This is a genomic window from Rhodanobacter sp. IGA1.0, assembly GCF_040208325.1.
Classification (GTDB): domain Bacteria; phylum Pseudomonadota; class Gammaproteobacteria; order Xanthomonadales; family Rhodanobacteraceae; genus Rhodanobacter; species Rhodanobacter spathiphylli.
Genome location: NZ_CP157948.1, coordinates 1,438,312 through 1,461,907, shown reverse-complemented (window position 1 = coordinate 1,461,907; position 23,596 = coordinate 1,438,312). Strand labels below are relative to the sequence as shown.

Here is a 23,596-nt window from a genome sequence, read left to right as displayed (position 1 = left end):
TTCACCACGAAATCTTGTCACGCGGGGGGCTATGGATGGACTTCGCGACCCCGTGACAGGAGATCAGCATGAAGCGCAGCCGCAAAGTCCTCGCATGGATCGTGGGAGTCGTGCTGGCTGTCGTGCTGATCCTGGTCGTGGTGATCGCGACCTTCGACTGGAACCGGATGCGCCCGTTCATCAGCGACAAGGTGAGCAAGGCGATCGGACGCCCATTCGCGATCAACGGCGACCTCACCGTCGACTGGCGGCGCGACCGCAACGGCAGCGGGCTGGCCTCGCTGCTGCCATGGCCCGAGTTCACCGCACGCGACATCAGCATCGCCAATCCCCCGTGGGCGCAGCAGCCGCAGTTCGCCCGACTGCAGGCGCTGCGTTTCCGGCTTTCGCCGCTGCCGCTGATCGCCCATCGCATCGAGGTGCCGTCGCTGCAACTGGTGCAGCCCAGCGTGGACCTGGAGCGCGACAAGCAGGGCCGCGCCAGCTGGGACTTCAGTTTTCCCCGGAACCAGCCACCGTCGAGCTGGACGCTGGACGTGGGCACGGTCGGCTTCGACCGGGGCCAGCTGAGCCTGGACGACGCGCCGAGCCGCACCCGGCTCGAGGCCACCATCGAACCGCTGCAGGGGGCGATCCCCTATGACCAGATCGTGGCGCAGCAGACCGCCGACGCCCGCGAGCAGGCCAGCAAGGCCGTGGGCAAGGCCTTGCCCGAGAGCACGTCCAAGGCTGCGCCGGACGGCGCAAACAACCAGGCCGCCGACCGCCAGCACCGCCCGGACAGCGCGATCACCTACCAGTTCGGCTGGACCGCCGAGGGCAGCTACCAGGGCAATCCGCTGAAGGGCCACGGCAAGACCGGCGCCGTGCTCGCCCTGCAGGACACCCGTCGGCCATTCCCCGTGCAGGCCGACGTGAACCTGGGCGACACGCATATCGCGCTGGTCGGCACCCTGACCGATCCGTTGCACCTGGGCGCGCTGGACGTGCAGCTGTGGTTCTCCGGCTCCAGCATGGCCAAGCTGTATCCGCTCACCGGCGTCACCCTGCCGGACACCCCGCCGTACGCGACCGAGGGCCATCTTGGCGCCGAGCTGCGCCGCAACGGCAGCCGCTATCACTATCAGGATTTCCGCGGCCGGGTCGGCGGCAGCGACCTGTCCGGCGACCTGCTGTTCGTCACCGGCGGCAAGCGCCCCAAACTCACCGGCACGCTGCATTCGAAGCTGCTGCAGTTCGCCGACCTCGCGCCGCTGATCGGCGGCAGTTCGAAGGCCGGGCCCGCCGATGATCGCCCCGCCCAGCCGACCGACAAACTGTTGCCGGTCGCACCGTTCCGCACCGAACGCTGGCAGGCGATGGACGCCGACGTGAACTTCAGCAGCGAGCGCATCGTGCATGGCGAGGCGCTGCCGATCGACTCGCTGGCCACCCACCTGGTGATGAACAACGGCGCGCTGTACCTGGACCCGCTCAGCTTCGGCGTGGCCGGCGGCAAGGTGCGCAGCAACATCACCCTGGACGGCAGCCGCACGCCGATGCGCGGCCTGCTGAAACTCGACGCGCGCCACCTCAAGCTCAAGCAGTTGTTCCCCGCCTTCGAGCCGATGCACACCAGCTTCGGCGAGATCAACGGCGACGCCGACCTCAGCGCCCAGGGCAATTCCATCGCCGCCCTGCTCGGCAGCGCGGACGGCGAGTTGAAGCTGCTGATGAACGACGGCGCGATCAGCAAGACCCTGCTGGAAACCGCCGGCCTCAACGTGGGCAACATCATCATCGGCAAGCTGTTCGGCGACAAGACCGTGGAGATCAACTGCGCCGCCACCGACATGGCTGCGAGCAACGGCCTGTTCGACATGCGCCTGTTCGTGTTCGACACCGACGACGCGGTGGTCAACGTGACCGGCACGGTGAACCTGGCCAGCGAGAAGCTCGACCTGGACGTGACGCCCCACACCAAGGGCTTCCGCGTGTTCTCGCTGCGCTCGCCGCTGTACGTCAACGGCACGCTGAAGAACCCCAACGTCGGCGTGCACCCCGGCCCGCTGATCGCCCGCGGCGCCGGCGCGGTGGCGTTGAGCGTGGTCGCGGCGCCGGCTGCCGCCCTGCTCGCCCTGGTCGCGCCCAGCCACGACGACAACGGCGAGAACACCTGCCGCACCGTGCTGCAGCAGCTGCGCCAGTCCGGCCGGATGATGCCGTCGCAGAAGCAGCCGGGCAGCGTCCGGAAGACTGCTGGCGAGCGCTAGAATGCCGCATCTCCTCGTGCGATGCCGTTCATGCAACCCGTCAGCCAGGCCCGTCTGCAGATTCACTTCTGCGTGTTGCTGTGGGGCTTCACCGCGATCCTGGGCAAGCTGATCACCTTGCCGGCCCTGCCCCTGGTGTTGTGGCGGATGGCCCTGGTCACGCTGGCGCTGCTGCTGGTGCCCCGGGTCTGGCGCGGCTTGCGCGCGATGCCTGCGCGACTGATCTGGGCGTATGCCGGCATCGGCGTGCTGGTGTCGCTGCACTGGCTCAGTTTCTACGCGGCGATCAAGCTTTCGAACGCCTCGGTCGGCGCCACCTGCATCGCGCTCGGCCCGGTGTTCCTCGCTTTCGTCGAACCGTGGATTGCCCGGCGCAGGTTTGACGCCCGCGAACTGCTGATCGGCGTGGCGGTGGTGCCGGGCGTGGTGATGGTGGTGGGCGGCGTGCCGCACGACATGCGCGCGGGAATTGCGGTGGGCGTGCTGTCGGCGCTGTTCGTGGCGTTCTTCGGTTCGCTCAACAAGCGCCTGGTCGAACACGGCGATCCGCTCACGGTGACCTTCATCGAGCTGGGCACCGGCACCGTGTTCCTAGCCCTGCTGGCGCCGCTGCTGCCGCACGTCGGGCCGGCCTTCGTGTTGCCAGGCCTGCACGACGCGCTGCTGTTGCTGGCGCTGTCGTTCGGCTGCACCCTGCTGCCGTTCGCGCTGGCGCTGGTGGCGCTGCGCCACATGAGCGCGTTCGGCACGCAGATGGTGACCAACCTGGAACCGGTCTACGCGATCGTGCTGGCGATCGTGCTGCTGGGCGAGCAGCACGAGCTGGATCACTGGTTTTACGCCGGCGTGGCGGTGATCCTGGCAGCGGTGTTCATGCACCCGCTGCTGCATCGGCGCCGGCGCAGGCCGGAACAGGCGGAGCTGCTGGGCACCACCGAAAGCCACAACATCATCGACTGAGCGTCAGTCGGCACGCGCTGCCTCGACCACGACGCGGTCGCGACCGCCACTCTTGGCCTGGTACAGCGCCGCATCGGCGCGCCGGATCAGGTCCTCGACCGACGTCGCCTCGGTGCCGATCCAGACCATGCCGATGCTTAGCGTCACCACAAACGCATGCCCGTTCCAGTGATGCGGCACCGCGCTCACCGCCGTCTGGATGTCGCGCATGCGTTGCTCGGCATGCGGGCGATCGATGCCGGGCAACAGCAGCAGGATCTCCTCGCCGCCGTAGCGTCCCAGCCGGTCGTCTCCGCGCACGTGCAACTGCAGGTGACGGGCGATCGCCAGCAACGCGGCGTCGCCGGCCTGGTGGCCCAGGGTGTCATTGATGCGCTTGAAGTGATCGGCATCGATCAGTCCCACGGCAAGCCCGGGCAGCGGACGCCGGCCCGGTTCCAGCAGCGCCGCCAGCTGGTCGAGGATCGCCCGCCGGTTGTGGATGCCGGTGAGGCTGTCGTGGGTGGCCTGGTGGTACAGCTCGGCCCGGGCCCGTTCCAGCTCGCGCTTCTCCTCGGTGAGCTCGACGGTGCGATCGGCGACCATCGCTTCCAGCCGGCGGTTGTGCCGACGCAGTCGGCGCGAACGCCAGCGCCAGCTGAGCGCCATCAGCAAGGCCAGCAGCGAGACCGCCAGCAGGCCGGACCACCAGCTCAGCCACCACGGCGGCGGCACGCCGAAATCGAATTGGGCGGGCGGCGAGACGGTCCGGTGGTCGTCGTCGATCGCCTCGATCTCGAGGCGGTAGTCGCCGGACGGCAGGCCGGCGAGATTGATCACGTTCGCGCCGGTTTCGATCCACTCCGAATCCTGCAGCCGATACCGGTAGCGCGGCTGGCCGCCCGAGGATTTCCCCAGCAGCGCGTAGTGCACGGTCAACGCGGCGTGCCGGCCGCCGAGACGGATGCTGTCACCGGGTTTCACCGGCGCCGATCCCTGCATCACCGAGGTAATCAGCACCTTGCCGGGCTGGTAGGCCAGCATGGCTTGCGGCTGCAGGATGTGGCTGGCGCCGATCGCCGTGGCGATCCAGATCGAGCCATCGCGATCCTCGAAGAATCCGTTCTGGCTGGTCTCGTCCCACAGCAGGCCATCGGCCTGCGACAGGTGCGTCCAGCGGGCGCCGTCGTACACGTCCACGCCGCCGCTGCCGCCCACCCAGATCCAGCCCCGGTGGTCGCGCCGCACGAAGTACACCAGCGTGTTGTCCAGCCAGGTGTCGACGATGCGCGTGAGCGACAGCCGGCTGCCGCTCACCGCGGCGTGGAACAGACCGGGCTCGTTTGCGCCCAGCCACAGGCTGCCGTCGGTGCCCAACGCCACCGCGCTGAAGCCCGAGGCGATGCTCGTGCTGCCGGTGTCCATGCGCGTCCACTGCCCGCTGGCAAAGCGCAGCAGTCCGGCGTTGCAGGCAAACCACAAGGTTCCGTCGGCGGCTTCGGCGATGTCCGAGCACTGCTGGTCGGTGGTCTGCGTCGCCGGGATGCGCACGGCCGGCGCGTCGACCTGATCGATGCGGTAGATGCCGTTGACGGTGGCGATCCACAGCCGGCCCTGCCGATCGAAATGCAGGAACTTCACGAACGCGGGCAGTTCGGCCGCCAGCGTGGTGCGCTGGCTGGCCGGGTCGTAGCGCAGCACCCGGCGGTCGTACAGGCCGGCCCAGATCGCGCCGTCATTGGCGCGGGCAAGGCTGAGGATCTGGCGCGGCGCCGGATCGAAGCGGATCGGCCACGGCTGCAGACGTGCCTGGCCGTCGGCCAGCACGCTGCCGCCGAGCTCATTGGCGAACCAGATGTGCTGCGCGTCGAAACGCAGGATCGACCAGTTCGGCACGCTCTCGAAACCCTGCCCGCGCCCCCAGCCCTGGACCAGTCCATAGCCGTTCCAGCGCGAGATGCCGCGACCGTAGGTGCCCAGCCACAGGGTGCCGTGGCTGTCGAACAACAGGGCGGTGATCTCGATGTCGGGCAGGCCGTTGGCGCTGTCCATCAGGGTCCAGGCCGTTCCTTCCCAGCGTGCCAGGCCGCGATTGGTCGGCGTCAGCACGCGGCCCTGCGCATCCTCCACCAGGATTTCGTTGTCGCTCACCACGCCCATGTCGGCCGCCGGCAGGTCGCGCGGGAGGAAGCGGGTGGCGCTGGCCGGCAGCTCGCGCATGTGGTGTACGCCGCGCAGCCACAGGCTGCCATGGCAGTCCAGCAGCAGGCCCGTCCAGGTGTCACGGGGCACGCCCTCGGCCTCTGCGTACACCGTCACCCTGCCCGCGTCATCGACGCTGCACAGCGAGCCATCGCAGCCGATCCACAGGCGCCCGGGCGTGGCGTGGATCACGGTGATCCGGCGCAGCTGCGGCACGGCGGCGAGTTGCGCTTCGTCGAACATCGGCTGCAACTGCCAGCCCTGCCCATCGCTACCGGAAAGCACCATCAGCCGGTCGTTCTTCACCAGCAGCAGCCGTCCGTCATCCGGCGCCACCATCTGCCGGCCCACGTCGACCACCAGCGGCTGCTCCCCGGGCTCCACCTTGCTGAAGTGCAGGCCATCGCCGACGCGCAGACCGGACTGGGTGGCCACCCACAGCTGGCCGATCCGCGGGTTCTGCACCATCGCGGTGACGTACTCGCCCCGGCTGAAGCCCTGCGCCTCACCCATGCGCTCGAAGCTGCCGCCATCGAAGCGGTACAGGCCCATCTCGGTGCCGGCCCAGATGAAGCCGCGCCGATCCTGCAACAGCACGTTGATCGCCTGGCTCTCCAGGCCCGACTTGCGGTCGTAGGTGGTCAGCGAATACTGCTGGGCCGACGCGGACAGGCTGACCAGCGAGAGCAGCACGGCCATCATCAGCAGCACGCAGCGTTGGCTCCACCCCGATGAGGTCCGTCTCCGTCGCATCAGTTGCAAGCTCGCCTGCCGTTGGTTCGTCGAAGGCACGCCACGCGTGCCATGTCGTTATACGTCAACCGGACCACAAGGGTCGACTCACCCTGACGATACGCGATCTCGGAACCTGGGAAGAAAACCACTTCCTGTGGTTTTCTTCCATCGCACGTCCGGTACATGCCCGGACGTGCTCACGTGAATCAGTCACTTGCGTGACCGATTCCCGTCCGGCCATCCGTGGCCGGGCTTCGAGGTTGAAAACTCACAACCTCTCAGAACCAGAACCGTACCCCGGCCAGCCATTGCCACTCCCGCACCGCCCGCTGGTCGTGCCGCGCATAGTCGGCGGTCGCGCCGACCCGACGTGTCCAGTTCACGCCGAGATAGGGCGCAAACTCACGCCGGATCTCGTAGCGCAAACGCAGGCCGAACTGGATGTCGGACACGCCCTCGCCCAACCGGCGCTGCGGATCGCGCCGGCCGTACAGATTCACCTCCAGCTCCGGCTGCAGCACCAGCCGCTGGGTCAACAGCAACTCGTAATCCACGCGCAGACGCGCGGCCGTCCGTCCGCCGGCCCCGGCGTAAGCGGTGGCCTCCAGCTCGAACCAGTACGGCGCGAGGCCCTGCGCGCCAACGGCGACCCAGCTGCGTGCCGGGCCGTTGCCGAAGTCGTGGCGGACGCCCAGCTGGCGGCTCCAGTAGCTGCTGGTGGCGTGGCCCCAGAGCAGCTCCAGCTCGCCGTCCTCGAGCTCGCCACCGCTGCGCACGCCTTCGCTGCGTAGCCACAGCTTGTCGCTGTCGCCGCCGTACCAACCCCGGATCTCCCAGCGCTGGCCGTTGCCTTCGTCGCCGTGGAAGGCCTCCAGCTGATCGATCCGCAGCAGGCCGGACGATGCGCGTCCGTGCGCGGGCATCGCGTGCATCGGGCTGGCGGCGATGCCGTCGGAGTAATCGCCGCTGCGAGCGTCCGCGGGCGGGCGGCCACCCTGCATCGGCGCCTTGGGCATGCCCGGCGTCGGCGGCGGCTCCAGCGCCGGCATGTCGGTTGCCGTCGGCGCGATGGGCGCCGCTGGGTGATCCATTCCCGGCATCTCGCCGTGATCCATCCCGGGCATCGCCGGCATGGCCATGGGCGCCGTGCTGCCCGACGTGGCCGGTGCGCTCTGCGCCTCGACCGTCGGCGGCAGCAACAGCAACAGCGCGATCAGCCATGCCGAGCGCGAAGGAATGAGCCCGTGTTCGCGGCGATGGATGGTCATGACACCACCACCTCGCGCATCATCCCCGCCTCCATGTGGTACAGCAGATGGCAGTGCCAGGCCCAGCGGCCCGGCGCATCGGCGGTCACCGCGTAGCTGATGCGCTGGGCCGGCTGCACGTTGACGGTGTGCTTGCGCACCTGGAATTGGCCATCCGGATTCTCCAGCTCGCTCCACATGCCGTGCAGGTGGATCGGGTGATTCATCATGGTGTCGTTGACCAGCACGATGCGCAGGCGCTCGCCGGTGTTGAAATGGACCGGCCTGGCGTCGGCGTACCGGATGCCGTCGAACGACCACATGAAGCGCTCCATGTTGCCGGTCAGGTGAAGCTCGATCTCGCGGCCGGGCTCGCGCGCGTCGAGCGGACCGTCGACCGTGTGCAGATCCGCATAGGTCAATACGCGGCGACCGTTGTCGCGCAGGCCGACGCCCGGGTCGTCGAGGTTGCTGCGCGGCGTGTCGACGCGCATGTCCACGCCGGGACCGTATTCGCTGCGAGCGTGGTGCACGGCCGGTGCGGCGGCCATGCCGCCGTGATCCGTGCGGCCATGATCCATGCCGGGCATCGCGGCATGGCCACCGTCGTGCCCGGCGTGGGGCATGGCGCCCATCATGTCGCGCATGTCCAGCCACACGCGCCGGTCCACCGGCGGCACCTCCGCCGTCATTCCCGCACGCGGCGCCAGCGTGCCGCGCGCGTAACCGCCGCGATCGATCGACTGGGCAAACACCGTGTATGCGCGCTCCTCCCGGGGCTCGACGATCACGTCATAGGTTTCGGCCACCGCGATGCGGAACTCATCGACCGGCACCGGTTCGACGTCCTGCCCGTCGGCGGCGATCACGGTCATCTTCAGCCCGGGAATGCGCACGTCGAAGAACGTGGACGCCGAGCCGTTGATGAAGCGCAGGCGCAGCTTCTCGCCTGGCCGGAACAGCCCGGTCCAGTTCTGCGCGGGGGCCGCTCCGTTCATCAGGTAGGTGTAGGTGTAACCGGAGACGTCGCCCAGGTCGGTCGGGTTCATGCGCATCTCGTTCCACATCCGGCGCATCGCCAACGCCTGGCCGAGTCCCTTCGCGCGCACGTCGCGGAAGAAATCCGCCGCGGTCGGCTGGGCGAAGTTGTAGTAGTCGCTCTGCTTCCTGAGCCTGGCGTAGATGCGCGCGGGGTCCTCGTCGGTCCAGTCGTTGAGCATCACCACGTAGTCGCGATCGGTCGGATGGCGCTCGGGGCCGGCCGGCTCGATCACCAGCGGGCCGTACAGCGCGTTCTGTTCCTGGAAACCCGAGTGCGAGTGATACCAGTAGGTGCCGCTCTGGCGCAGCTGGAACCGGTAGAGAAAACTTTCGCCCGGCGCGATGCCGTCGAAGCTGAGGCCGGGCACGCCATCCATCCGGAACGGCAGCACGATGCCGTGCCAGTGGATCGAGGTGGGCACGCGCAGGCGGTTGCTCACGCGCAGGCTCACCGTGCTGCCTTCGCGCATGCGCAGCAGCGGGCCGGGTACGCCGCCGTTGACGGTGATCGCCGGCCGCGCCGCACCGGTGAAGTTGACGCTGCGCTCGACGATGTCCAGCGTGAAGTCGGTGCCGCTCAACACCACCGGTTGGCCGGGACTGTTCAGCGCCCAGGCGCCGGTAGGCCGCAGCAGTCCCGCACCGGCAGCCACGCTGCCCAGCGCGACGCCCTGCACGAAACGCCGCCGCGACAGATCGGGGCGGGAAGAAAGAGGTTTCATGGAGCTCTCCAGCACGGCGTCGACGCGCGACGCCGGTCACGGTTGCCTCGACCGCTCAAGTCGTCACGGGAGTTGGGACACGCAGGAAAGTCAGGCGGCGGGTGGCCGCAGCAACGGCGGATGCACGCCGTGCGGCATGAGTGGGCTTCGCGGCGTCGCCCGCGGCGTCTGCATGGCGACGCGATCGGGCATCGGCAGCGCCCATGCCGGCAAGGCGCTGCCGCACCATGTGGCGCAGTGACAGGCGTGTGGTGCGACGTCACCCGCCGGAAGCGGTTGTTCCGTACAGCAGTCGTGCGTGATCCCGGCATCGGCGGCAAGCTCGCCATGCTGCGCCATCGCCGCATGGCCACCATGCGCAACACCGGCAGCCATGGCCATCGGTGCAGCCTGCAGCGGACTGACCAGCAGGAGCAGCCAGGCCAGCCAGGCCAGCGCAAGGCAGGGGCGGGAATGCGACAGCTGGCGCCGGGAAAGACTCATCGCGGCAGCTTACGGACTGCCGTGGACGGGCTCAACTCTGGAGCAGGCTCCGCCCGGGCTGCCCGGTCGATCACGGGGAACATCGGGCCGGGCGCTCTATACTCGGCCACCCCGCCCGCCGTGACCGCCATGAATTATCGCCACGCCTATCACGCCGGCAATTTCGCCGATGTCCTGAAGCACGCCGTGCTGTTCGCCCTGATTGAGGCGATGCAGGCCAAGCCCGCGCCGTTCTGCTACATCGACACCCACGCCGGCAGCGGCAACTATCCGCTGGACGGTTTCGAGGCGAAGAAGACCGGCGAACACAAGGACGGCATCTCCCGCCTGCATCCGGCCGAGAAGGTGCCAGCGCTGCTGCAGCGCTGGCGCGCCAGCATCCTGGGTGGCGAGGGCAACGAGCAGGGACTGAAGCAGTACCCCGGTTCGCCGCTGCAGGTCGCCCGCCTGCTGCGCCCGGACGACAGCGCCCAGTTGTGCGAACTGCACACCGAGGAAGCATCCAGGCTGCGCGACCTGTTCCGCGGCAACCCGCAGGTGCATGTGCACCAGCGCGACGGCTACGAGGCACTGAAGGCGCTGTTGCCGCCGAAAGAGAAACGCGGACTGGTGCTGATCGACCCGCCGTACGAGGCGCAGGAAGCCGAGTACAAGCTGATCGAGCAGGCGCTGAAGTCGGCCCTGCTGCGCTGGCCCACCGGCATCTATGCCGTGTGGTATCCGATCAAGCTGCGCAGCCAGGTGCAGCCGTTCCTGCGCAAGCTGCAGCACAGCGGCGTCAAGCGCATCCTGCGCGCCGAGCTGCTGGTGCACCCGGACGATTCGCCGCTGCGCCTCAACGGCTCGGGCATGGTCATCCTCAACGCGCCGTGGAATCTCGACGACAGCTTGCGCGAACCGCTGCGCGTGCTGGCCAGCCTGCTGTCACAGGAGCGTCCGGCCGAAGTGAAACTCGACTGGTTGCTGGACGAAGCCGGCAGCCAGCTGAACGTGCCCAGCCCGCTGCCCGCCTCGCGACTACCGCGACCGCCGGGCCGCCGCTAAGCTCGGTGCATCCACCCATCCGGCTTCCTCCAGGAGCACGTCCATGCGCATCCGTCCTGCTTCCCTGCTGACCCGCCTCGCCATGCCCGCCGCCCTGCTGATGCTGGCCGCCTGCGCACCCGCGCCGATCTACAAGACCAGCACCGGCACCGTCACTGCCGCGCCATTCGAAGTGGCCCAGACGCCCGAGAAGTTCAGCGGCAACGAGGTGGTGTGGGGTGGCCGCATCGTGCAGGTCAAGGTGTTCGCCGATCACAGCGAGATCGAGCTGCTGGCCTACCCGCTCGACTCCTCGCAGCGGCCGAAGGCGAACGACAGCGGCAGTGGCCGCTTCGTCGCGGTGATGCCGGGCTACGTGGAGCCGCTGGACTATCCCGCCGGCGCGATGATGACCGTCGACGGCAAGCTCGACGGCAGTCGTGCCGGCAAGGTCGGCGAGGCGGATTACGTATTCCCGCTGGTCGGCGTGACGCACTCGCACGTGTGGACCGCCGAGGAAATGAACAAGGGCCGCAACAACATCCGCTTCGGCCTGGGCGTGGGCGTGGGCATCCACTGATCGTCCGTCATCGCCCAACCCCCGCAAAATTCTGCGCCACCGGTAAACTGGGCAGCCTCATTCCATGGATTGAAGCTGCATGTCTTCCGGCCACGCCAACCCGATCAAGGCCATCCTGCTCGCGCTGGGTGCCAACTTCGCCATCTTCGTGGCCAAGCTCGTCGCCGCCATGGTGACCGGCTCCGGCGCGATGATGGCCGAGGCCGTGCACTCGCTGGCCGACTGCGGCAACCAGGGCCTGCTGCTGCTCGGCATCCGCCAGACCAAACGGCCGCCGTCGGACGAATTTCCGCTGGGCTGGGGCCGCGCCCTGTATTTCTGGTCGTTCCTGGTCGCGATCCTGCTGTTCAGCGTGGGCGGCATGTTCTCGATCTACGAGGGCGTGCACAAGCTCACCCATCCGGAACCGCTGAAATGGCCGTGGCTGGCGCTGGGCGTGCTGGTGTTCGGCATCGTCGTCGAAGGCATCTCGATGCGCGGCTGCCTTGAGGAAGTGAACAAGGCCCGCGGCGGGCAGGATCTGTGGACGTGGTTCCGGCAGACCCGTTCCAGCGAGCTGCTGGTGATCTTCGGCGAGGACCTGGCCGCGCTCGTCGGTTTGTGCCTGGCCGCCCTCGCCGTCGGCGCCACCATGCTCACCGGCAACCTGATGTTCGATGCCGCGGGCACCATCGCGATCGGCCTGCTGCTGATCGTGGTGGCGGTGCTGGTGGCGATCGAGGTGAAGGCCCTGCTGATCGGCCAGGGCATGGAACCCCGTCGTCGCGACGAGCTGATGGGCTTCCTGAAAAGCCGCCCCGAAGTCGCCGACGTGCTGAACCTGATCACCCTGCAGATGGGCCCCGACGTGATGGTCGCGGTGAAGGCACGGATGCAGCCCACCGCCGGCAACCCCGAACTGATCGCCGCGATCAACACCGTCGAGGCCGCGATGAAGGCGGAATTCACCGACATACGCTGGAGCTTCTTCGAGCCGGACAACGCGGATTGAGCGGTTGCGCCAGGGCGGCGGCGACGCCGGTCAGGCCCCCGCGGCCGATCCCGCCACCGGCATTCGGGCACCGAGCAGTCGGCCGACCACGGTCTTGCGCACCAGCAGGTGGTAGCTGAGCAGACAGACCGCGAAGGTTGCGACGACGGAGACCGTGAACTTCGCGCCCCACCCCCACGCCATGTCCATCAGCCGGTACTGGATCACGAACAGGATCGGCAGATGGACGATGTAGACCCAGTACGACGCGTCGGACAGGTAACGCAACAGCCGGTTGCTGCGGTTCAGCAGTGAGCGGCCGGCAACCAGGCACACGCAGGTCATCCAGACGCTGATGCACGCCTCGATCAGCGCGATGGGCACGCTGGCGGACGGGTCCGCGGCGGTGGGCACGTGGCGCCGGAGCAGGTACAGGAATGCACCGTAAAGCGCGACGCTGGCCAGCAGCAGCCACGGCGCGAAACGACGGAACCGGTCGATCAACGCTTCGTGGCCAGACAGCAGGTAGCCGAAGACGAAGAACGGCCCGTAGAACCCGAATGCCCAGAACTGGGGAAACAGGCTTTCCGGGGCCGGATGCGGCGCGCTCACCGAGGCCAGCGCCGGCGCCAGCAGCATCGGGAACAGCACCAGTTGCCACGCCGGCTTCAGGCCGCGCACGAAGTTGCCCGGCTTGCCCGGCACCAGGCTTCTGGCCACCCAGGTCAGCACGTAGAAAAACAGCAGGTAGTAAAGGAACCACAGATGTCCGGTGCCGGGTGGCAGCGCTGGCGGGTTCGCCATCTGCGAGAACTGCCGGATCATCAGCAACACCGGCGAAGGGTTCCGCACGTACGCCGCGGCATGCAGCGTGCTGTAGCTCATCGCGGCGATCACCAGCGGGCAGAAAATCACCAGCGGCAACCCGATGCGCCTGAGCCGGTTGAGGAACAGGCCAGCCATGCCGCGCTTGTTCAGCAGCATCGCGGCGAAGAAGCCGGCGACCACGAAGAACAGCGGCATGCGGAACAGGTGCAGCCACCAGATGACCAGGTCGATGGCCGGCGACTGCGCGCGGTCGGCCGTGGGGAAATAAGGGTGCAGCAGCGGGCTGTAGGCCAGCGCGGCGTGGAAGACCACCCCGGCCAGCATCGCCAGCGCGCGCAGGTTGTCCATGTAGTGAAAACGCACGGTGTCGTGCATGGCGAAACCTCCGAACGGATCTGTCGGACTCACGAGAGGGTTCTTGCCTTGCGCCCCGCCTTTCCCTGGCCGGATTCCAGCACGGCCAGAGACGCGAAGGCGCTTCGACTCCGCCCGCTGCGCGGACTGCGCTCAGCGGGAACGGTGGATCAGCTCAGTAGAAGGACTTCTTCCGGCAGTGCACCCAGCCGGTGGCCGCCAGCACCACCACGCTCAGCGTCGCCTGGGCCAGCAGGATCGCCACCGCGACGGGAGCGAAATAAATCGTGTCGGCCTTGACGTGATCATTGATCGCCGGGATCTGCCCCAGCAGCATGATCAGGGGATTGATCAGCAGCATGCTGCCGATCATCGAGAAGATGTTCCAGCCCTCGGACTCCACCGCCATGGCCACGCTCAGGGACACGGCATAAGCCAGCAACACGTGTCCGAAGATCAGCAAGGACAGCACGACCAACCCGTCCGGCAGCGGCGTGTACAGGATCACCAGCACGGTTCCGGCCAGCATCGCCAGGAACGGCACGAGGAAGGTGACCAGGTTGCCGATCAGCTTCGACAGGTAGTAATCCAGCGGCGTCACCGGCAGGCTCATCACGAAGGCCAGCGTGTGCTCCTTGCGTTCGACCAGCAGCGAGTTGGAAATCGAGAAGCACGAGGTGCACACCAGCATGACGATCAGCAGCAGCGAGCCCAGGTAGAAACTCCAGCCGGTGGCCATGCCGATCAGGCACAACGCCACGATGCCGCCGAGCACGCATGCCGCCAGCTGCTGCTGGAACAGCTGCCAGTCCTTGGCCACCAGCAGCCTGATCACCGGCCAGTTGAGTGGGGAACGATTCATGCCGCACCTCCAGCGCGCACGGTGGTGACGAAGATGTCTTCGAGGTTCATCGGATCGGCGCTGCGGATCTCCGCGCCTTGCGTCTGCATGCGCTCAAGCAGGCCAGCGCTGAACTGACGCACCTTCAGCTCCACGATCGAGCCGTTCTGGCGCACCGCGGCGACCTCCGGCCAGGCGGCCTTGTCCGGCACCCACGACCCGTGGCAGATGACACGGCGCCAGTCGTCGAGGAAGGATTCCTTGTCCCGCGAGGCGAGCAGCGTGCCGTTGTGGACGAAGGTGATGGTGTCGGCCATCTGCTCGATGTCCTTGGTGTTGTGCGAGGAGAACAGCACGCTGCGCGCCTCGTCGCGCAAGACGTCGGCAAGCACCTCCAGCACCTCGTCGCGGGCGACCGGGTCCAGCCCCGTGGTGGGCTCGTCGAGCAGCAGCAGTTTTGGCCGGCGGGCGAAATTGAGCATCAGCAGCGCCTTGACCCGTTGCCCGTGCGAGAAGCCGGCCAGCCTCTGCTCCGCGCGCAGGTCGAAACGGCGAAGCAGATCGGCCGCGTAGACCTCATCCCAGCCCGGATAGATCGAACGCACGAAATCCATGTGCCAGCGCAGCGTGCGGGTCTTGAACAGGCGCATGTCTTCCGTGGCGAATCCCAGATCGGACTTCGCGGCCACCTGCTGCGCCGGCATGTCGTGGCCAAGCACTTCGACCGTGCCCGTGTCGGCCAGCGCAAGGCCGCCAAGGATGCGCAGCAAGGTGGTCTTGCCGGCGCCATTGACGCCCACCAGACCCATCACCTGCCCCTCGGGCATGCTGAGGTCGATGTCCCGCAGCGCAAAGTTCTCGTAGCGTTTGGTCACCCCGGACAGGGCGAAGGCGGTGCTCATGGTGTTGATCCCCTGGTGGGTTCGGCAGACCCGTGGGCCTGTTCGTCGTCAAGCAACTGGCGGATGTCATCGACAGACAGGCCCAGCCGTCGCGCACAGGCCAGCATGGCGTCGAAGTGCTGGGTGAATTCGGCCTGCAACAGGCTGTCGGAAAGGTTTGGCGAATCGGCCACGAACGAGCCCATGCCGTGCCGCGTCACGATCACCCCGGCCTGGCCCAGCTCCGCATACGCGCGCTTGACCGTGATCACGCTGACCCGGCTGGCACTGGCCAGCTCGCGGATCGACGGCAACGGCTGGCCCGCCGGCCAGTCGCCGGCCATCACCTTGGTGGTGATCTGGTTGACGATCTGCTGGTACATCGGGGTGCTGTCGCTGGTCGACAGGAACAGCTCGGGGTCGATCTGTGCATACTTCATATACACAGTATGCACAGCACCTTTCGTGCTGTAAAGCCCCCTTCCGGAGTGCAGGAACAGGCACCCGTCCGCGTTCCGCCGCGGGCACGATGCGTGGCGGCGACCCCCGCGGCGCGACAACCGTGAAGGCCGCGTGCACACAGAGTCGGCTTCGTTCATCTAGCATGAAAGGCTCGCCCACTCAGAGCACCCCATGGAGCACCCCGTTACTACCCGAGATTCCCTGCTGATCGGCCTGGTCGGGGTGCTGGTCCTGCTGACCCTTGTCGCCGACCTGTTCACGCCGCTGGGCTACGCCGTCTGGTGCTTCTACTTCGTCTGTGTCGGCCTGACCCTGTTCCAGCGGCGACTGGCCGCGCCCTTCGTCGTGGCCTTCGCGGCGGCGTTGCTGATGGTCGTGGGCGCCAGGTATTCGCCGGACGGCATGCGCTCGGGCGTGGCTCTGGTCAACCGGGCCATCGGCGCGGCATCGACCTGGGCCGTGGCCATCGTGGTGTGGCAGGCCTTGCACGCACGGCGCAACGCCAGGCGACTGCTGTGGCTGCAGGAAGCCGAGAACGAGCTGGGCACGACCTTGCGCGGCGAGCAGACGCCGGCCGAGCTGGCGGTCAACGCCACCCGCTGCCTGGCCCGGCAACTGGGCGCCCAGGTCGGCGCGCTCTACCACCTGCGCGGCAGTGAGCTGGTGTTGCTGGGCGGCATCGCGCTCGACGGTGACCAGCCGGCACGACTGCCGGCCGACGCCGGACTGCTGGGCGAGACCCTGCAACTGGGTGAAGCCCGCCGACTGGCAAACCTTTCCGTCGACCACCTGGCGCTCTCCTCGACGCTGGGCCGCAGCCCCTCCAGCGAGCTGCTGATGACCCCGGTCACCGCCGACGGCGAGTTGATCGGCGCGCTGGAATTGGGCCGCATCCCGCGCGAGGATCCGCTGGACGTCGAACGAGCCTTGTTGCAGCAAAGTGCCGAGATCATCGGCGTGGCCATGCGTACCGCGGCGTTCCGCCAGCGACAGGGCGAACTGCTGGAGGAGACCCAGCGACAGAGCGAGGAACTGCAGGCACAGCAGGAGGAACTGCGCGTGTCGAACGAGGAGCTGGAGGAACAGGCCCGCGTGCTGCAGCAATCGCAGGCGGAGCTGGAGACCCAGCAAGCCGAACTGGAACAGACCAACGTGCACCTGGAAGAGCGTACCCACGAGCTGGAAGCCCAGCGCAAGGGTTTGCTGCTGGCGCAGGCCGAACTGAAGAAGAACGCCGCCTCGCTGGAAGCCACCAGCCGGTACAAGTCCGAATTCCTCGCCAACATGTCGCACGAGCTGCGCACGCCGCTGAACAGCTCGCTGATCCTGGCCAAGCTGTTGTCCGACAACAAGGACGAAACGCTGACACCGGAACAGGTGAAGTACGCGCAGGCAATCCACGCCTCCAACAACGACCTGCTGGCGCTGATCAACGACATCCTCGACCTTTCCAAGATCGAGGCCGGCCACATCGAAATCGTGGCAGAGCCGATGGCCTTGTCCACGGTGACGCAGCGCCTGCACGACACCTTCGATCCGTTGATCCGGCAAAAGGGATTGTCCTTCGTGATCGAGGCCCTGCCCGGCACGCCCGACCAGATCACCGGCGACGCCCAGCGCCTGCAGCAGGTGCTGAACAACCTGCTGGCCAACGCGGTGAAATTCACCGATGCCGGCCAGGTCTCGCTGCGCATCGAACCGGCGCGGGGCCAACGCCTGCGCTTCGTGGTCTGCGACACCGGCATCGGCATCCCGCACGACCAGCAACAGGTGGTCTTCGAGGCATTCCGCCAGGCCGACGGCAGCACCAGTCGCCGCTTCGGCGGCACCGGACTGGGCCTGTCGATCTCGCGCGAACTGGCCCAGCGCATGGGCGGCGACATCACCGTCGACAGCGAACCGGGACGCGGCAGCTGCTTCACCCTGGAGCTGCCGGTGGAAGGCCACGCCAGCATGCCGCCAACGCCTGCGGCAGCTGTCCCCGTTGCGGCACCGGCAGCCGCCGCAGCGAAGGCCGTGACGCCGGCCTCTCCGGCGGCAGACAACGTCGGCGTGGCGGTGAAGGACGACCGCGCCGAACGCCATCGTCCCAGCCGCCTGATCATGGCGGTGGAAGACGACCCGGCGTTTGCCGAGGCACTGGTCAACCTTGCCCACGAGATGGATTTCGACTGCGTGGTGGCCCGCTCCGCCCAGGAGGCGCTGCAGACCGCCCACGAACTGTCGCCCAGCGGCATCCTGCTCGACATCGGCCTGCCCGACATTTCCGGACTCAGCGTGCTGGAACGGCTCAAGCGTGACCCGGTGACGCGGCACATTCCGGTGCACGTGGTATCGGCGCTGGAGCGCACGCAGGTGGCGATGGAACTGGGCGCCGTCGGCTTCGTGCTGAAGCCGGCCACGCGCGACGTGCTGATCGGCGCCATCCGGCAACTGGAAGATCGCCACCAGCGCGAAGTGCGCCACCTGCTGATCGTCGAGGACGACACCCGGTTGCGCGACAGCCTCAAGCTGCTGCTGGCACGCGACCAGCTGGAGATCGTCGCGGTGGGTACGGTCGGCGAGGCGCTGCAGCAACTGTCCGCCAGCACCTTCGACTGCATGGTCACCGACCTTTCGCTGCCCGACGGCACCGGCTACGACCTGTTCGAGCACATGGCCGCCAGCGAGGCATACGCGTTCCCGCCGGTGATCGTCTACACCGGCCGTTCGCTGACCCGTGACGAGGAACAGCGGCTGCGACGCTATTCGAAGACCATCATCATCAAGGGCGCGCGCTCGCCCGAGCGGCTGCTCGACGAAGTCACCCTGTTCCTGCACAGCGTCGAGGCGTCGCTGCCGGCTGACCAGCAGCGCCTGCTGCGTCGCGCGCGCCAGCGCGATTCAATGCTCGACGGCCGCACCTTCCTGCTGGCCGAGGACGACGTGCGCAACATCTTCGCGCTGTCCAGCGTGCTGGAGCCGCTGGGCGTGAAACTGGAAATCGCCCGCAACGGCCGCGAGGCGCTGGAGTATCTGGCGAAGAGCGAGGTCGACCTGGTGCTGATGGACATCATGATGCCGGAGATGGACGGGCTCACCGCGATGCGCAGGATCCGCGAGCAGCCGAAGCTGGCCAGCCTGCCGATCATCGCGCTCACCGCCAAGGCAATGGCCGACGACCGCGAACACTGCATCGAGGCGGGCGCCAACGACTACATCGCCAAGCCGATCGACGTCGACAAGCTGGTTTCGCTGTGCCGTGTGTGGTGCCCGAAATAATGAAGGACCAGGAAGTCGAGCTGTTCGACATGGAGGTGCGGCTGCTGATCGAGGCGGTGTACCTGCGCTACCACTACGACTTTCGCAACTACGCGGTGAGCTCGCTGCGCCGGCGCATGCGCCACGCGATGATGCGCTTCGGCTGCGAGCGGCCCAGCGACCTGCAGCATCGCCTGCTGCACGAGCCGGACGTGTTCGCCCAGGCGCTGCAATATTTCACCGTGCAGGTCTCGGAAATGTTCCGCGACCCGGGCTATTTCCTGGCGCTGCGCCAGCAGGTGCTGCCGGTGCTTGGCACCTATCCGTCGATCAAGCTGTGGGTGGCCGGCTGCAGCACCGGCGAGGAAGTGTGGTCGCTGGCGATCCTGCTGGCCGAGGAAGGCCTGCTGGAGCGTTCGCTGATCTACGCCACCGACATCAACCCCGAATCACTGAAACTCGCCGAGGCCGGTGCGTTTGCGCTGGACCGTATCGCCGGGTTCAGCCGCAACTACGTTGCCGCCGGCGGCAAGCGCTCGCTGTCGGACTACTACACCGGCGCCTACCAGGGCGTGGTATTCGACCGCGGCCTGAAGAAGCGCATCGTGTTCGCCGACCACAGCCTGGCCACCGACAGCGTGTTCTCGGAAGTGAACCTGGTGTCCTGCCGCAACGTGCTGATCTACTTCAACCGCGGCCTGCAGGACCGTGCCGTCGGCCTGTTCCGCGATGCCCTGGTGCCGCGCGGTTTCCTGGGCCTGGGCAGCAAGGAGTCGCTGCAGTTCGGCATGCATGCACACGACTTCGAGCTGTGCGTGCCGGCGCAGCGGCTGTACCGCAAGGTGGTCGCGTGAACGGCCACCTCGACTTGCGCCACGACGTCGACGCCATCGTGATCGGCGGCTCGGCCGGCGGTGTGCAGGCGCTGCACGCACTGCTGGCGCAACTTCCCGCCGACTTCCCGGTGCCGGTGCTGGTGGTGCTGCACCTGCCCCGCGACCGGCCCAGCCAGATCGCGGACCTGCTGGCCACGCATTGCGCGCTGCCGGTACGCGAGGCGATCGACAAGATGCCGCTGGAACAAGGCGTCGTCTTCGCGCCGCCGGACTACCACCTGCTGGTGGAGGACGAGTCCAGCCTGGCGCTGTCGATGGACGAGCCGGTGCTGTTTTCGCGCCCCGCGATCGATCCGCTGTTCGTCTCCGCCGCCGCCGTGTTCTCGCGCCGGCTGCTGGCGATCCTGCTCACCGGCGCCAGCGCCGACGGCAGCGAAGGGGTGGCCGCGGTCCGGCGTGCCGGCGGCACCGTGTGGATACAGCAACCGGACGATGCGGTTGCCAGCTTCATGCCGGCCGCCGCGCTGGCGCACGCCGGCGCCGAGGCGGTACTGACCCTGAAAGACCTGTGCGAACGGATGGCCGCTGCCTAGCATGAAAGAACACTTCTCCGACGAACTTGCCACCGGCGCGACGCCGACCACCAACATCCTGATCGTGGACGACGTTCCGCAGAATCTGGTGGCGATGGAAGCGCTGCTGCAGAGCGAGACCATGCACATCCTCAAGGCCGCCTCCGGCGCCGAGGCACTGGAACTGCTGCTGGTCCACGACGTGGCGCTGGCCCTGCTGGACGTGCAGATGCCGGAAATGGACGGCTTCACGCTGGCCGAGCTGATGCGCGGCTCGCAGCGCACCTGCAACGTGCCGATCATCTTCCTCACCGCCTCGCCCAACGACCCCACGCGCTCGTTCAAGGGCTACGAGAGTGGCGCGGTGGATTTCCTGTACAAGCCGATCGACCCGCACGTGATCCAGAGCAAGGTCAACGTCTTCATCGAGCTGCACCGGAACCGGGTGCTGCTGCGCGCCCGCAACGAGATGCTCGAGCGCTCGCTCACGCTCAACGAAACCATGATCGCCGTGCTCACCCACGACCTGCGCAGCCCGCTCACCGTGATCATGCTGGGTGCCGACAGCCTGCGTTCCCACGTCAAGGACGGCCCGCTGGCCAGGACCGTGGCGGCGATGGAGGCCAGCATCATGCGGATGGGCCGGATGATCGGCCAGCTGCTCGATTTTTCGCGCATCCGCTCGGACATCCTGCACCTCGAATGGCGCGAGGGCGACCTCGGCACCATCGCCGGCAACGCCGTCAGCGAAGCGCAGCAGGCCCATCCGGATCGGGTCATCGAGCTGGCGACCCACGGCGCGCTGCAGGGGTGCTTCGATACCGACCGGCTCGGCCAGGTGTTCTCCAACCTGATCGGCAACGCGCTGCAGCACGGCGCCGTCGACGCACCGGTCGAAGTGACCGTCGATGGCAGCGAGGCCGAACAGCTGCGCATCGTCGTGCGCAACGCCGGCCAGGTGCCGGACGCCCTGCTGCCGCGCATCTTCGAACCCTTCAAGGGTGCCGGCAGCCGCAGCGAGGGCCTGGGCCTGGGCCTGTACATCGTCGATCAGTTCGCCCGGGCGCATGGTGGCGAAGCCAGCGCACGGAACATCGACGGACACGCCGAGTTCGAGGTGCGCATCCGTCGCCGCGGCCCGGCCACGCCCGTGGCCGGTGGCTGAAGCGGGCCGCGGCCCGGTCTACAATGGCCGGCCCAGCAAAACCGGGACCTCCCGAACATGCGCAATCCGCTGCAGGAACAACTGCTCAAGGCCGGCCTGGTCAACAAGGCCAAGGCCGCCCAGGTCGTGCGCGAACAGGCAAAGAAGCACAAGGGCAAGGCGCCCGCAGCCGCCAGCGCCGAACAGCTCGAGGCGCAGCGCCTGCAGGCGGAAAAGGCCGAGCGCGATCGGGCCATCGCCGCCGAACGCAATGCGCAGCTGCGCCTCAACGAGGCACGCGCGCAGGTGCGCCAGATCGTCGAGGCGCACAAGATCAAACGCGAAGGCGAGATCGCCTACCGCTTCACCGACGGCAACCGGATCAGGGACGTGCTGGTGAACGAACCGCTGCGCGCGCAGCTGGCCGCCGGCACGCTGGTGATCGTGTGCCACGGCGAGGGCTACGAATTGCTGCCCCGCGTGGCCGCCGACAAGGTGCGCGAACGTGACGCGGCGATGATCGTGCTCGACCACGGCCACGCGGAAGCCACGGCCGGCAACGAGGCCGACGACGAGTACTACAAGCAGTTCGAAGTGCCGGACGACCTGATCTGGTAGCGCATCAGCGCTTCAATTCCAGCAAATCCCAGCCGTTCCCGTACAGATCCTCGAACACTGCCACCGTGCCGTAGCTCTCGTGCCGCGGCTCCTCGCGGAAATGCACGCCTTGGGCGCGCATGCGCTGCCAGTCGCGCTGGAAGTCGTCGGTGTGCAGCAGCAGGAAGACGCGGCCACCGGTCTGGTTGCCGATGCGCGAGGCCTGTTCGTCGCCGCTCGCTTTCGCCAGCAGCAGGCGCGTTTCGTGCGAGCCCGGCGGCGCCAGCAAGACCCAGCGCTTGCCGCCGCCCATGTCGGTGTCCTCGATCAGCTCGAAGCCCAGCGCCCGGGTGTACCAGGCAATCGCTTCGTCGTAATCGGCGACCAGCAACGCCAGCGCGCCCAGATGCTGTTTCATGCCCTTTCCGCCTTGAGTGTCGGCAGCGGCCCCAGCTCCGCCTGCAATTTTTTGGTGAGTTTCGCGCGGACCAGGGTGTACGCGTCGAGGATGTACGCGGCCAGTTCGGCGGTGGCGAAGCGCTGCGGTTCGGTGATCGATATCCAGTGCGCCCGCGCCAGATACGGCGCCGGAATGATGCCGGGTTGATCGGTGAGCGCGAGGAAACGGTCGTCGTCCACCTTGAACGACAGCCGCCCGCCCTCGCTGCCATCGGACGGCATCACCGCAAACATCTTGCCGCCCACGCTGAATACCATGTCGACACCCCATTTGGTGTCACGGGTGACTCCCGGCCAGTGGCCGCAGAGCGCCTGCAGCTGGGCCGCCGTTAGGCCGCGAACGGGTTTGCGGGCCATGCCATCGCTCCGGTGGGGATTTCGGCCCGCATTGTGGAGGGCCAAGGCATTTCTGTCTGTATCTCCCGTGCTGCACCATCCGTGAACCGGTCGATGCCATGGCGCGCAACCATGTGACAGCCCACCGCAGCTTCCGTCATTGCAAATTCATGCTGCGGTGCACACAATACGCAAAAGTATGGAGCTGCCATGATCCCTGCCATCGACTTCGCCGCCCCCACCCGCTACGCCGCACTGCCGCCGCGCAGCAGCGAACGCTTCGCCCGTCCCCGCGTGGCGCCGTCCCCGCAGGGTGAGCAGGTGCGCACCCAGGATGGGCGGGAACTGGTGCTGCGACCGATCCAGGCCAGCGACGTGGCCGCGATGCAGCGCTGCTTCACCCGGCTGTCGCCGGAGGACATCCGCCGCCGTTTCCTGCACGCGATGTCCGAGCTGCCTGCGCCGATGGCCCAACGCCTGTGCCGCATCAACCCCGCGCTCGAGACCGCTTGCGTGCTGATGGACGAGTCCGAGCAACCGGCCGAGATGCGTGGCGTGGGCCGGATCTATGTCGACGAGGCCACCGACAGTGCCGAGTTCTCGGTGCTGGTGGAGCAGGACTGGTCCCGTCGTGGCCTGGGCGCCCTGCTGATGCAGCGCCTGGTCGACGATTGCCGCCGGCGCGGCCTCGCCGAACTGTGGGGCTACGTGCTGCTGGAAAACCGGCCGATGCTGCAGCTGTGCCGGGAGCTGGGCTTCACCCAGCGGATGATGCCGGACGAACCGGGCACGGCGCAGATCACGCTGAAGCTCTGAAAGGCTCTACCCCACCCGGCCCTCCCCTGCTTGCAG

Annotated in this window: 21 protein-coding genes; 11 read left to right on the top strand and 10 right to left on the bottom strand. The window is 67.6% G+C overall.

Annotation, left to right across the window (positions count from 1 at the left end; all coding sequences use genetic code 11):
• Positions 1 to 68: 68 nt before the first annotated feature.
• Complete coding sequence (locus ABNK63_RS06500) at positions 69 to 2,252, top strand: AsmA family protein (RefSeq protein WP_350017004.1); 2,184 nt, start codon at positions 69 to 71, stop codon at positions 2,250 to 2,252.
• A 30-nt stretch (positions 2,253 to 2,282) separates the two neighbouring features.
• On the top strand, positions 2,283 to 3,212 hold the full coding sequence (locus ABNK63_RS06495) for a DMT family transporter (RefSeq protein ID WP_350017003.1): 930 nt from the start codon (positions 2,283 to 2,285) through the stop codon (positions 3,210 to 3,212).
• 3 nt (positions 3,213 to 3,215) lie between these two features.
• On the opposite strand, the gene ABNK63_RS06490 is transcribed toward ABNK63_RS06495, so the two are convergent.
• The 4 genes from ABNK63_RS06490 to ABNK63_RS06475 all read right to left on the bottom strand — a co-directional run bounded on the left by ABNK63_RS06490 (position 3,216) and on the right by ABNK63_RS06475 (position 9,621).
• A complete protein-coding gene (locus ABNK63_RS06490; RefSeq protein ID WP_350017194.1) occupies positions 3,216 to 6,095 on the bottom strand; it encodes a diguanylate cyclase in 2,880 nt (959 codons plus the stop codon).
• A 311-nt stretch (positions 6,096 to 6,406) separates the two neighbouring features.
• A complete protein-coding gene (locus ABNK63_RS06485) occupies positions 6,407 to 7,396 on the bottom strand; it encodes a copper resistance protein B (protein ID WP_350017002.1) in 990 nt (329 codons plus the stop codon).
• The gene (locus ABNK63_RS06480) at positions 7,393 to 9,138 is read right to left on the bottom strand and encodes a copper resistance system multicopper oxidase (RefSeq protein ID WP_350017001.1); all 1,746 of its coding nucleotides are present in this window, start codon (positions 9,136 to 9,138) and stop codon (positions 7,393 to 7,395) included. The genes ABNK63_RS06485 and ABNK63_RS06480 overlap by 4 nt, the downstream gene beginning before the upstream one ends.
• A 90-nt stretch (positions 9,139 to 9,228) precedes the next feature.
• Positions 9,229 to 9,621 (bottom strand): hypothetical protein, encoded by a 393-nt coding sequence (locus tag ABNK63_RS06475; protein ID WP_007804940.1) that lies wholly within the window; start codon positions 9,619 to 9,621, stop codon positions 9,229 to 9,231.
• A gap of 129 nt (positions 9,622 to 9,750) precedes the next feature.
• Between ABNK63_RS06475 and rlmJ the strand changes: the two genes are divergently transcribed.
• The 3 genes from rlmJ to ABNK63_RS06460 all read left to right on the top strand — a co-directional run bounded on the left by rlmJ (position 9,751) and on the right by ABNK63_RS06460 (position 12,215).
• Positions 9,751 to 10,665, top strand: coding sequence for a 23S rRNA (adenine(2030)-N(6))-methyltransferase RlmJ (gene rlmJ, locus ABNK63_RS06470; RefSeq protein WP_350017000.1), 915 nt, complete (start codon positions 9,751 to 9,753; stop codon positions 10,663 to 10,665).
• A 43-nt stretch (positions 10,666 to 10,708) separates the two neighbouring features.
• Complete coding sequence (locus ABNK63_RS06465; RefSeq protein WP_350016999.1) at positions 10,709 to 11,224, top strand: Slp family lipoprotein; 516 nt, start codon at positions 10,709 to 10,711, stop codon at positions 11,222 to 11,224.
• Between the two features lie 79 nt (positions 11,225 to 11,303).
• Positions 11,304 to 12,215: a cation transporter gene (locus ABNK63_RS06460; protein ID WP_350016998.1), complete on the top strand. Its 912-nt coding sequence runs from the start codon at positions 11,304 to 11,306 to the stop codon at positions 12,213 to 12,215.
• A gap of 30 nt (positions 12,216 to 12,245) precedes the next feature.
• Here ABNK63_RS06460 and ABNK63_RS06455 read toward each other — a convergent pair whose 3' ends face one another.
• From ABNK63_RS06455 to ABNK63_RS06440, 4 genes are all read right to left on the bottom strand, one after another.
• Complete coding sequence (locus tag ABNK63_RS06455) at positions 12,246 to 13,397, bottom strand: acyltransferase family protein (RefSeq protein WP_350016997.1); 1,152 nt, start codon at positions 13,395 to 13,397, stop codon at positions 12,246 to 12,248.
• Between the two features lie 154 nt (positions 13,398 to 13,551).
• The gene (locus ABNK63_RS06450; RefSeq protein WP_350016996.1) at positions 13,552 to 14,238 is read right to left on the bottom strand and encodes an ABC transporter permease subunit; all 687 of its coding nucleotides are present in this window, start codon (positions 14,236 to 14,238) and stop codon (positions 13,552 to 13,554) included.
• A complete protein-coding gene (locus ABNK63_RS06445) occupies positions 14,235 to 15,119 on the bottom strand; it encodes an ABC transporter ATP-binding protein (RefSeq protein ID WP_350016995.1) in 885 nt (294 codons plus the stop codon). Before ABNK63_RS06445 ends, ABNK63_RS06450 begins: the two co-directional genes overlap by 4 nt.
• On the bottom strand, positions 15,116 to 15,538 hold the full coding sequence (locus tag ABNK63_RS06440; protein ID WP_350016994.1) for a GntR family transcriptional regulator: 423 nt from the start codon (positions 15,536 to 15,538) through the stop codon (positions 15,116 to 15,118). Before ABNK63_RS06440 ends, ABNK63_RS06445 begins: the two co-directional genes overlap by 4 nt.
• A gap of 193 nt (positions 15,539 to 15,731) precedes the next feature.
• Between ABNK63_RS06440 and ABNK63_RS06435 the strand changes: the two genes are divergently transcribed.
• The 5 genes from ABNK63_RS06435 to ABNK63_RS06415 are packed head-to-tail and all read left to right on the top strand — an operon-like array spanning position 15,732 to position 21,970.
• Positions 15,732 to 18,821: a response regulator gene (locus ABNK63_RS06435; RefSeq protein ID WP_350016993.1), complete on the top strand. Its 3,090-nt coding sequence runs from the start codon at positions 15,732 to 15,734 to the stop codon at positions 18,819 to 18,821.
• Positions 18,821 to 19,654: a CheR family methyltransferase gene (locus tag ABNK63_RS06430; protein WP_007804923.1), complete on the top strand. Its 834-nt coding sequence runs from the start codon at positions 18,821 to 18,823 to the stop codon at positions 19,652 to 19,654. Before ABNK63_RS06435 ends, ABNK63_RS06430 begins: the two co-directional genes overlap by 1 nt.
• Complete coding sequence (locus ABNK63_RS06425; protein WP_007804921.1) at positions 19,651 to 20,229, top strand: chemotaxis protein CheB; 579 nt, start codon at positions 19,651 to 19,653, stop codon at positions 20,227 to 20,229. The genes ABNK63_RS06430 and ABNK63_RS06425 overlap by 4 nt, the downstream gene beginning before the upstream one ends.
• Before the next feature lies 1 nt (position 20,230).
• Positions 20,231 to 21,373: a hybrid sensor histidine kinase/response regulator gene (locus ABNK63_RS06420; RefSeq protein ID WP_350016992.1), complete on the top strand. Its 1,143-nt coding sequence runs from the start codon at positions 20,231 to 20,233 to the stop codon at positions 21,371 to 21,373.
• 57 nt (positions 21,374 to 21,430) lie between these two features.
• On the top strand, positions 21,431 to 21,970 hold the full coding sequence (locus ABNK63_RS06415) for a DUF2058 domain-containing protein (protein ID WP_350016991.1): 540 nt from the start codon (positions 21,431 to 21,433) through the stop codon (positions 21,968 to 21,970).
• A 4-nt stretch (positions 21,971 to 21,974) separates the two neighbouring features.
• Here ABNK63_RS06415 and ABNK63_RS06410 read toward each other — a convergent pair whose 3' ends face one another.
• On the bottom strand, positions 21,975 to 22,367 hold the full coding sequence (locus tag ABNK63_RS06410; protein ID WP_007804916.1) for a VOC family protein: 393 nt from the start codon (positions 22,365 to 22,367) through the stop codon (positions 21,975 to 21,977).
• Entirely contained in the window at positions 22,364 to 22,765 is a 402-nt protein-coding gene (locus ABNK63_RS06405; RefSeq protein ID WP_007804914.1) for an MmcQ/YjbR family DNA-binding protein, read from the bottom strand. The genes ABNK63_RS06410 and ABNK63_RS06405 overlap by 4 nt, the downstream gene beginning before the upstream one ends.
• Positions 22,766 to 22,954: 189 nt before the next feature.
• Between ABNK63_RS06405 and ABNK63_RS06400 the strand changes: the two genes are divergently transcribed.
• Complete coding sequence (locus ABNK63_RS06400) at positions 22,955 to 23,560, top strand: GNAT family N-acetyltransferase (RefSeq protein WP_007804913.1); 606 nt, start codon at positions 22,955 to 22,957, stop codon at positions 23,558 to 23,560.
• Positions 23,561 to 23,596 lie beyond the last annotated feature (36 nt).

Coding starts and splice junctions, on each gene's coding strand:
- ABNK63_RS06450 (WP_350016996.1), bottom strand. CDS start 14,238: ATGAATCGTTCCCCACTCAACTGGCCGGTGATCAGGCTGCTGGTGGCC.
- ABNK63_RS06405 (WP_007804914.1), bottom strand. CDS start 22,765: ATGGCCCGCAAACCCGTTCGCGGCCTAACGGCGGCCCAGCTGCAGGCG.
- ABNK63_RS06400 (WP_007804913.1), top strand. CDS start 22,955: ATGATCCCTGCCATCGACTTCGCCGCCCCCACCCGCTACGCCGCACTG.
- ABNK63_RS06410 (WP_007804916.1), bottom strand. CDS start 22,367: ATGAAACAGCATCTGGGCGCGCTGGCGTTGCTGGTCGCCGATTACGAC.
- ABNK63_RS06460 (WP_350016998.1), top strand. CDS start 11,304: ATGTCTTCCGGCCACGCCAACCCGATCAAGGCCATCCTGCTCGCGCTG.
- ABNK63_RS06490 (WP_350017194.1), bottom strand. CDS start 6,095: ATGATGGCCGTGCTGCTCTCGCTGGTCAGCCTGTCCGCGTCGGCCCAG.
- ABNK63_RS06445 (WP_350016995.1), bottom strand. CDS start 15,119: ATGAGCACCGCCTTCGCCCTGTCCGGGGTGACCAAACGCTACGAGAAC.
- ABNK63_RS06440 (WP_350016994.1), bottom strand. CDS start 15,538: ATGAAGTATGCACAGATCGACCCCGAGCTGTTCCTGTCGACCAGCGAC.
- ABNK63_RS06480 (WP_350017001.1), bottom strand. CDS start 9,138: ATGAAACCTCTTTCTTCCCGCCCCGATCTGTCGCGGCGGCGTTTCGTG.
- ABNK63_RS06495 (WP_350017003.1), top strand. CDS start 2,283: ATGCAACCCGTCAGCCAGGCCCGTCTGCAGATTCACTTCTGCGTGTTG.
- ABNK63_RS06485 (WP_350017002.1), bottom strand. CDS start 7,396: ATGACCATCCATCGCCGCGAACACGGGCTCATTCCTTCGCGCTCGGCA.
- rlmJ (WP_350017000.1), top strand. CDS start 9,751: ATGAATTATCGCCACGCCTATCACGCCGGCAATTTCGCCGATGTCCTG.
- ABNK63_RS06415 (WP_350016991.1), top strand. CDS start 21,431: ATGCGCAATCCGCTGCAGGAACAACTGCTCAAGGCCGGCCTGGTCAAC.
- ABNK63_RS06420 (WP_350016992.1), top strand. CDS start 20,231: ATGAAAGAACACTTCTCCGACGAACTTGCCACCGGCGCGACGCCGACC.
- ABNK63_RS06430 (WP_007804923.1), top strand. CDS start 18,821: ATGAAGGACCAGGAAGTCGAGCTGTTCGACATGGAGGTGCGGCTGCTG.
- ABNK63_RS06435 (WP_350016993.1), top strand. CDS start 15,732: ATGGAGCACCCCGTTACTACCCGAGATTCCCTGCTGATCGGCCTGGTC.
- ABNK63_RS06455 (WP_350016997.1), bottom strand. CDS start 13,397: ATGCACGACACCGTGCGTTTTCACTACATGGACAACCTGCGCGCGCTG.
- ABNK63_RS06500 (WP_350017004.1), top strand. CDS start 69: ATGAAGCGCAGCCGCAAAGTCCTCGCATGGATCGTGGGAGTCGTGCTG.
- ABNK63_RS06465 (WP_350016999.1), top strand. CDS start 10,709: ATGCGCATCCGTCCTGCTTCCCTGCTGACCCGCCTCGCCATGCCCGCC.
- ABNK63_RS06475 (WP_007804940.1), bottom strand. CDS start 9,621: ATGAGTCTTTCCCGGCGCCAGCTGTCGCATTCCCGCCCCTGCCTTGCG.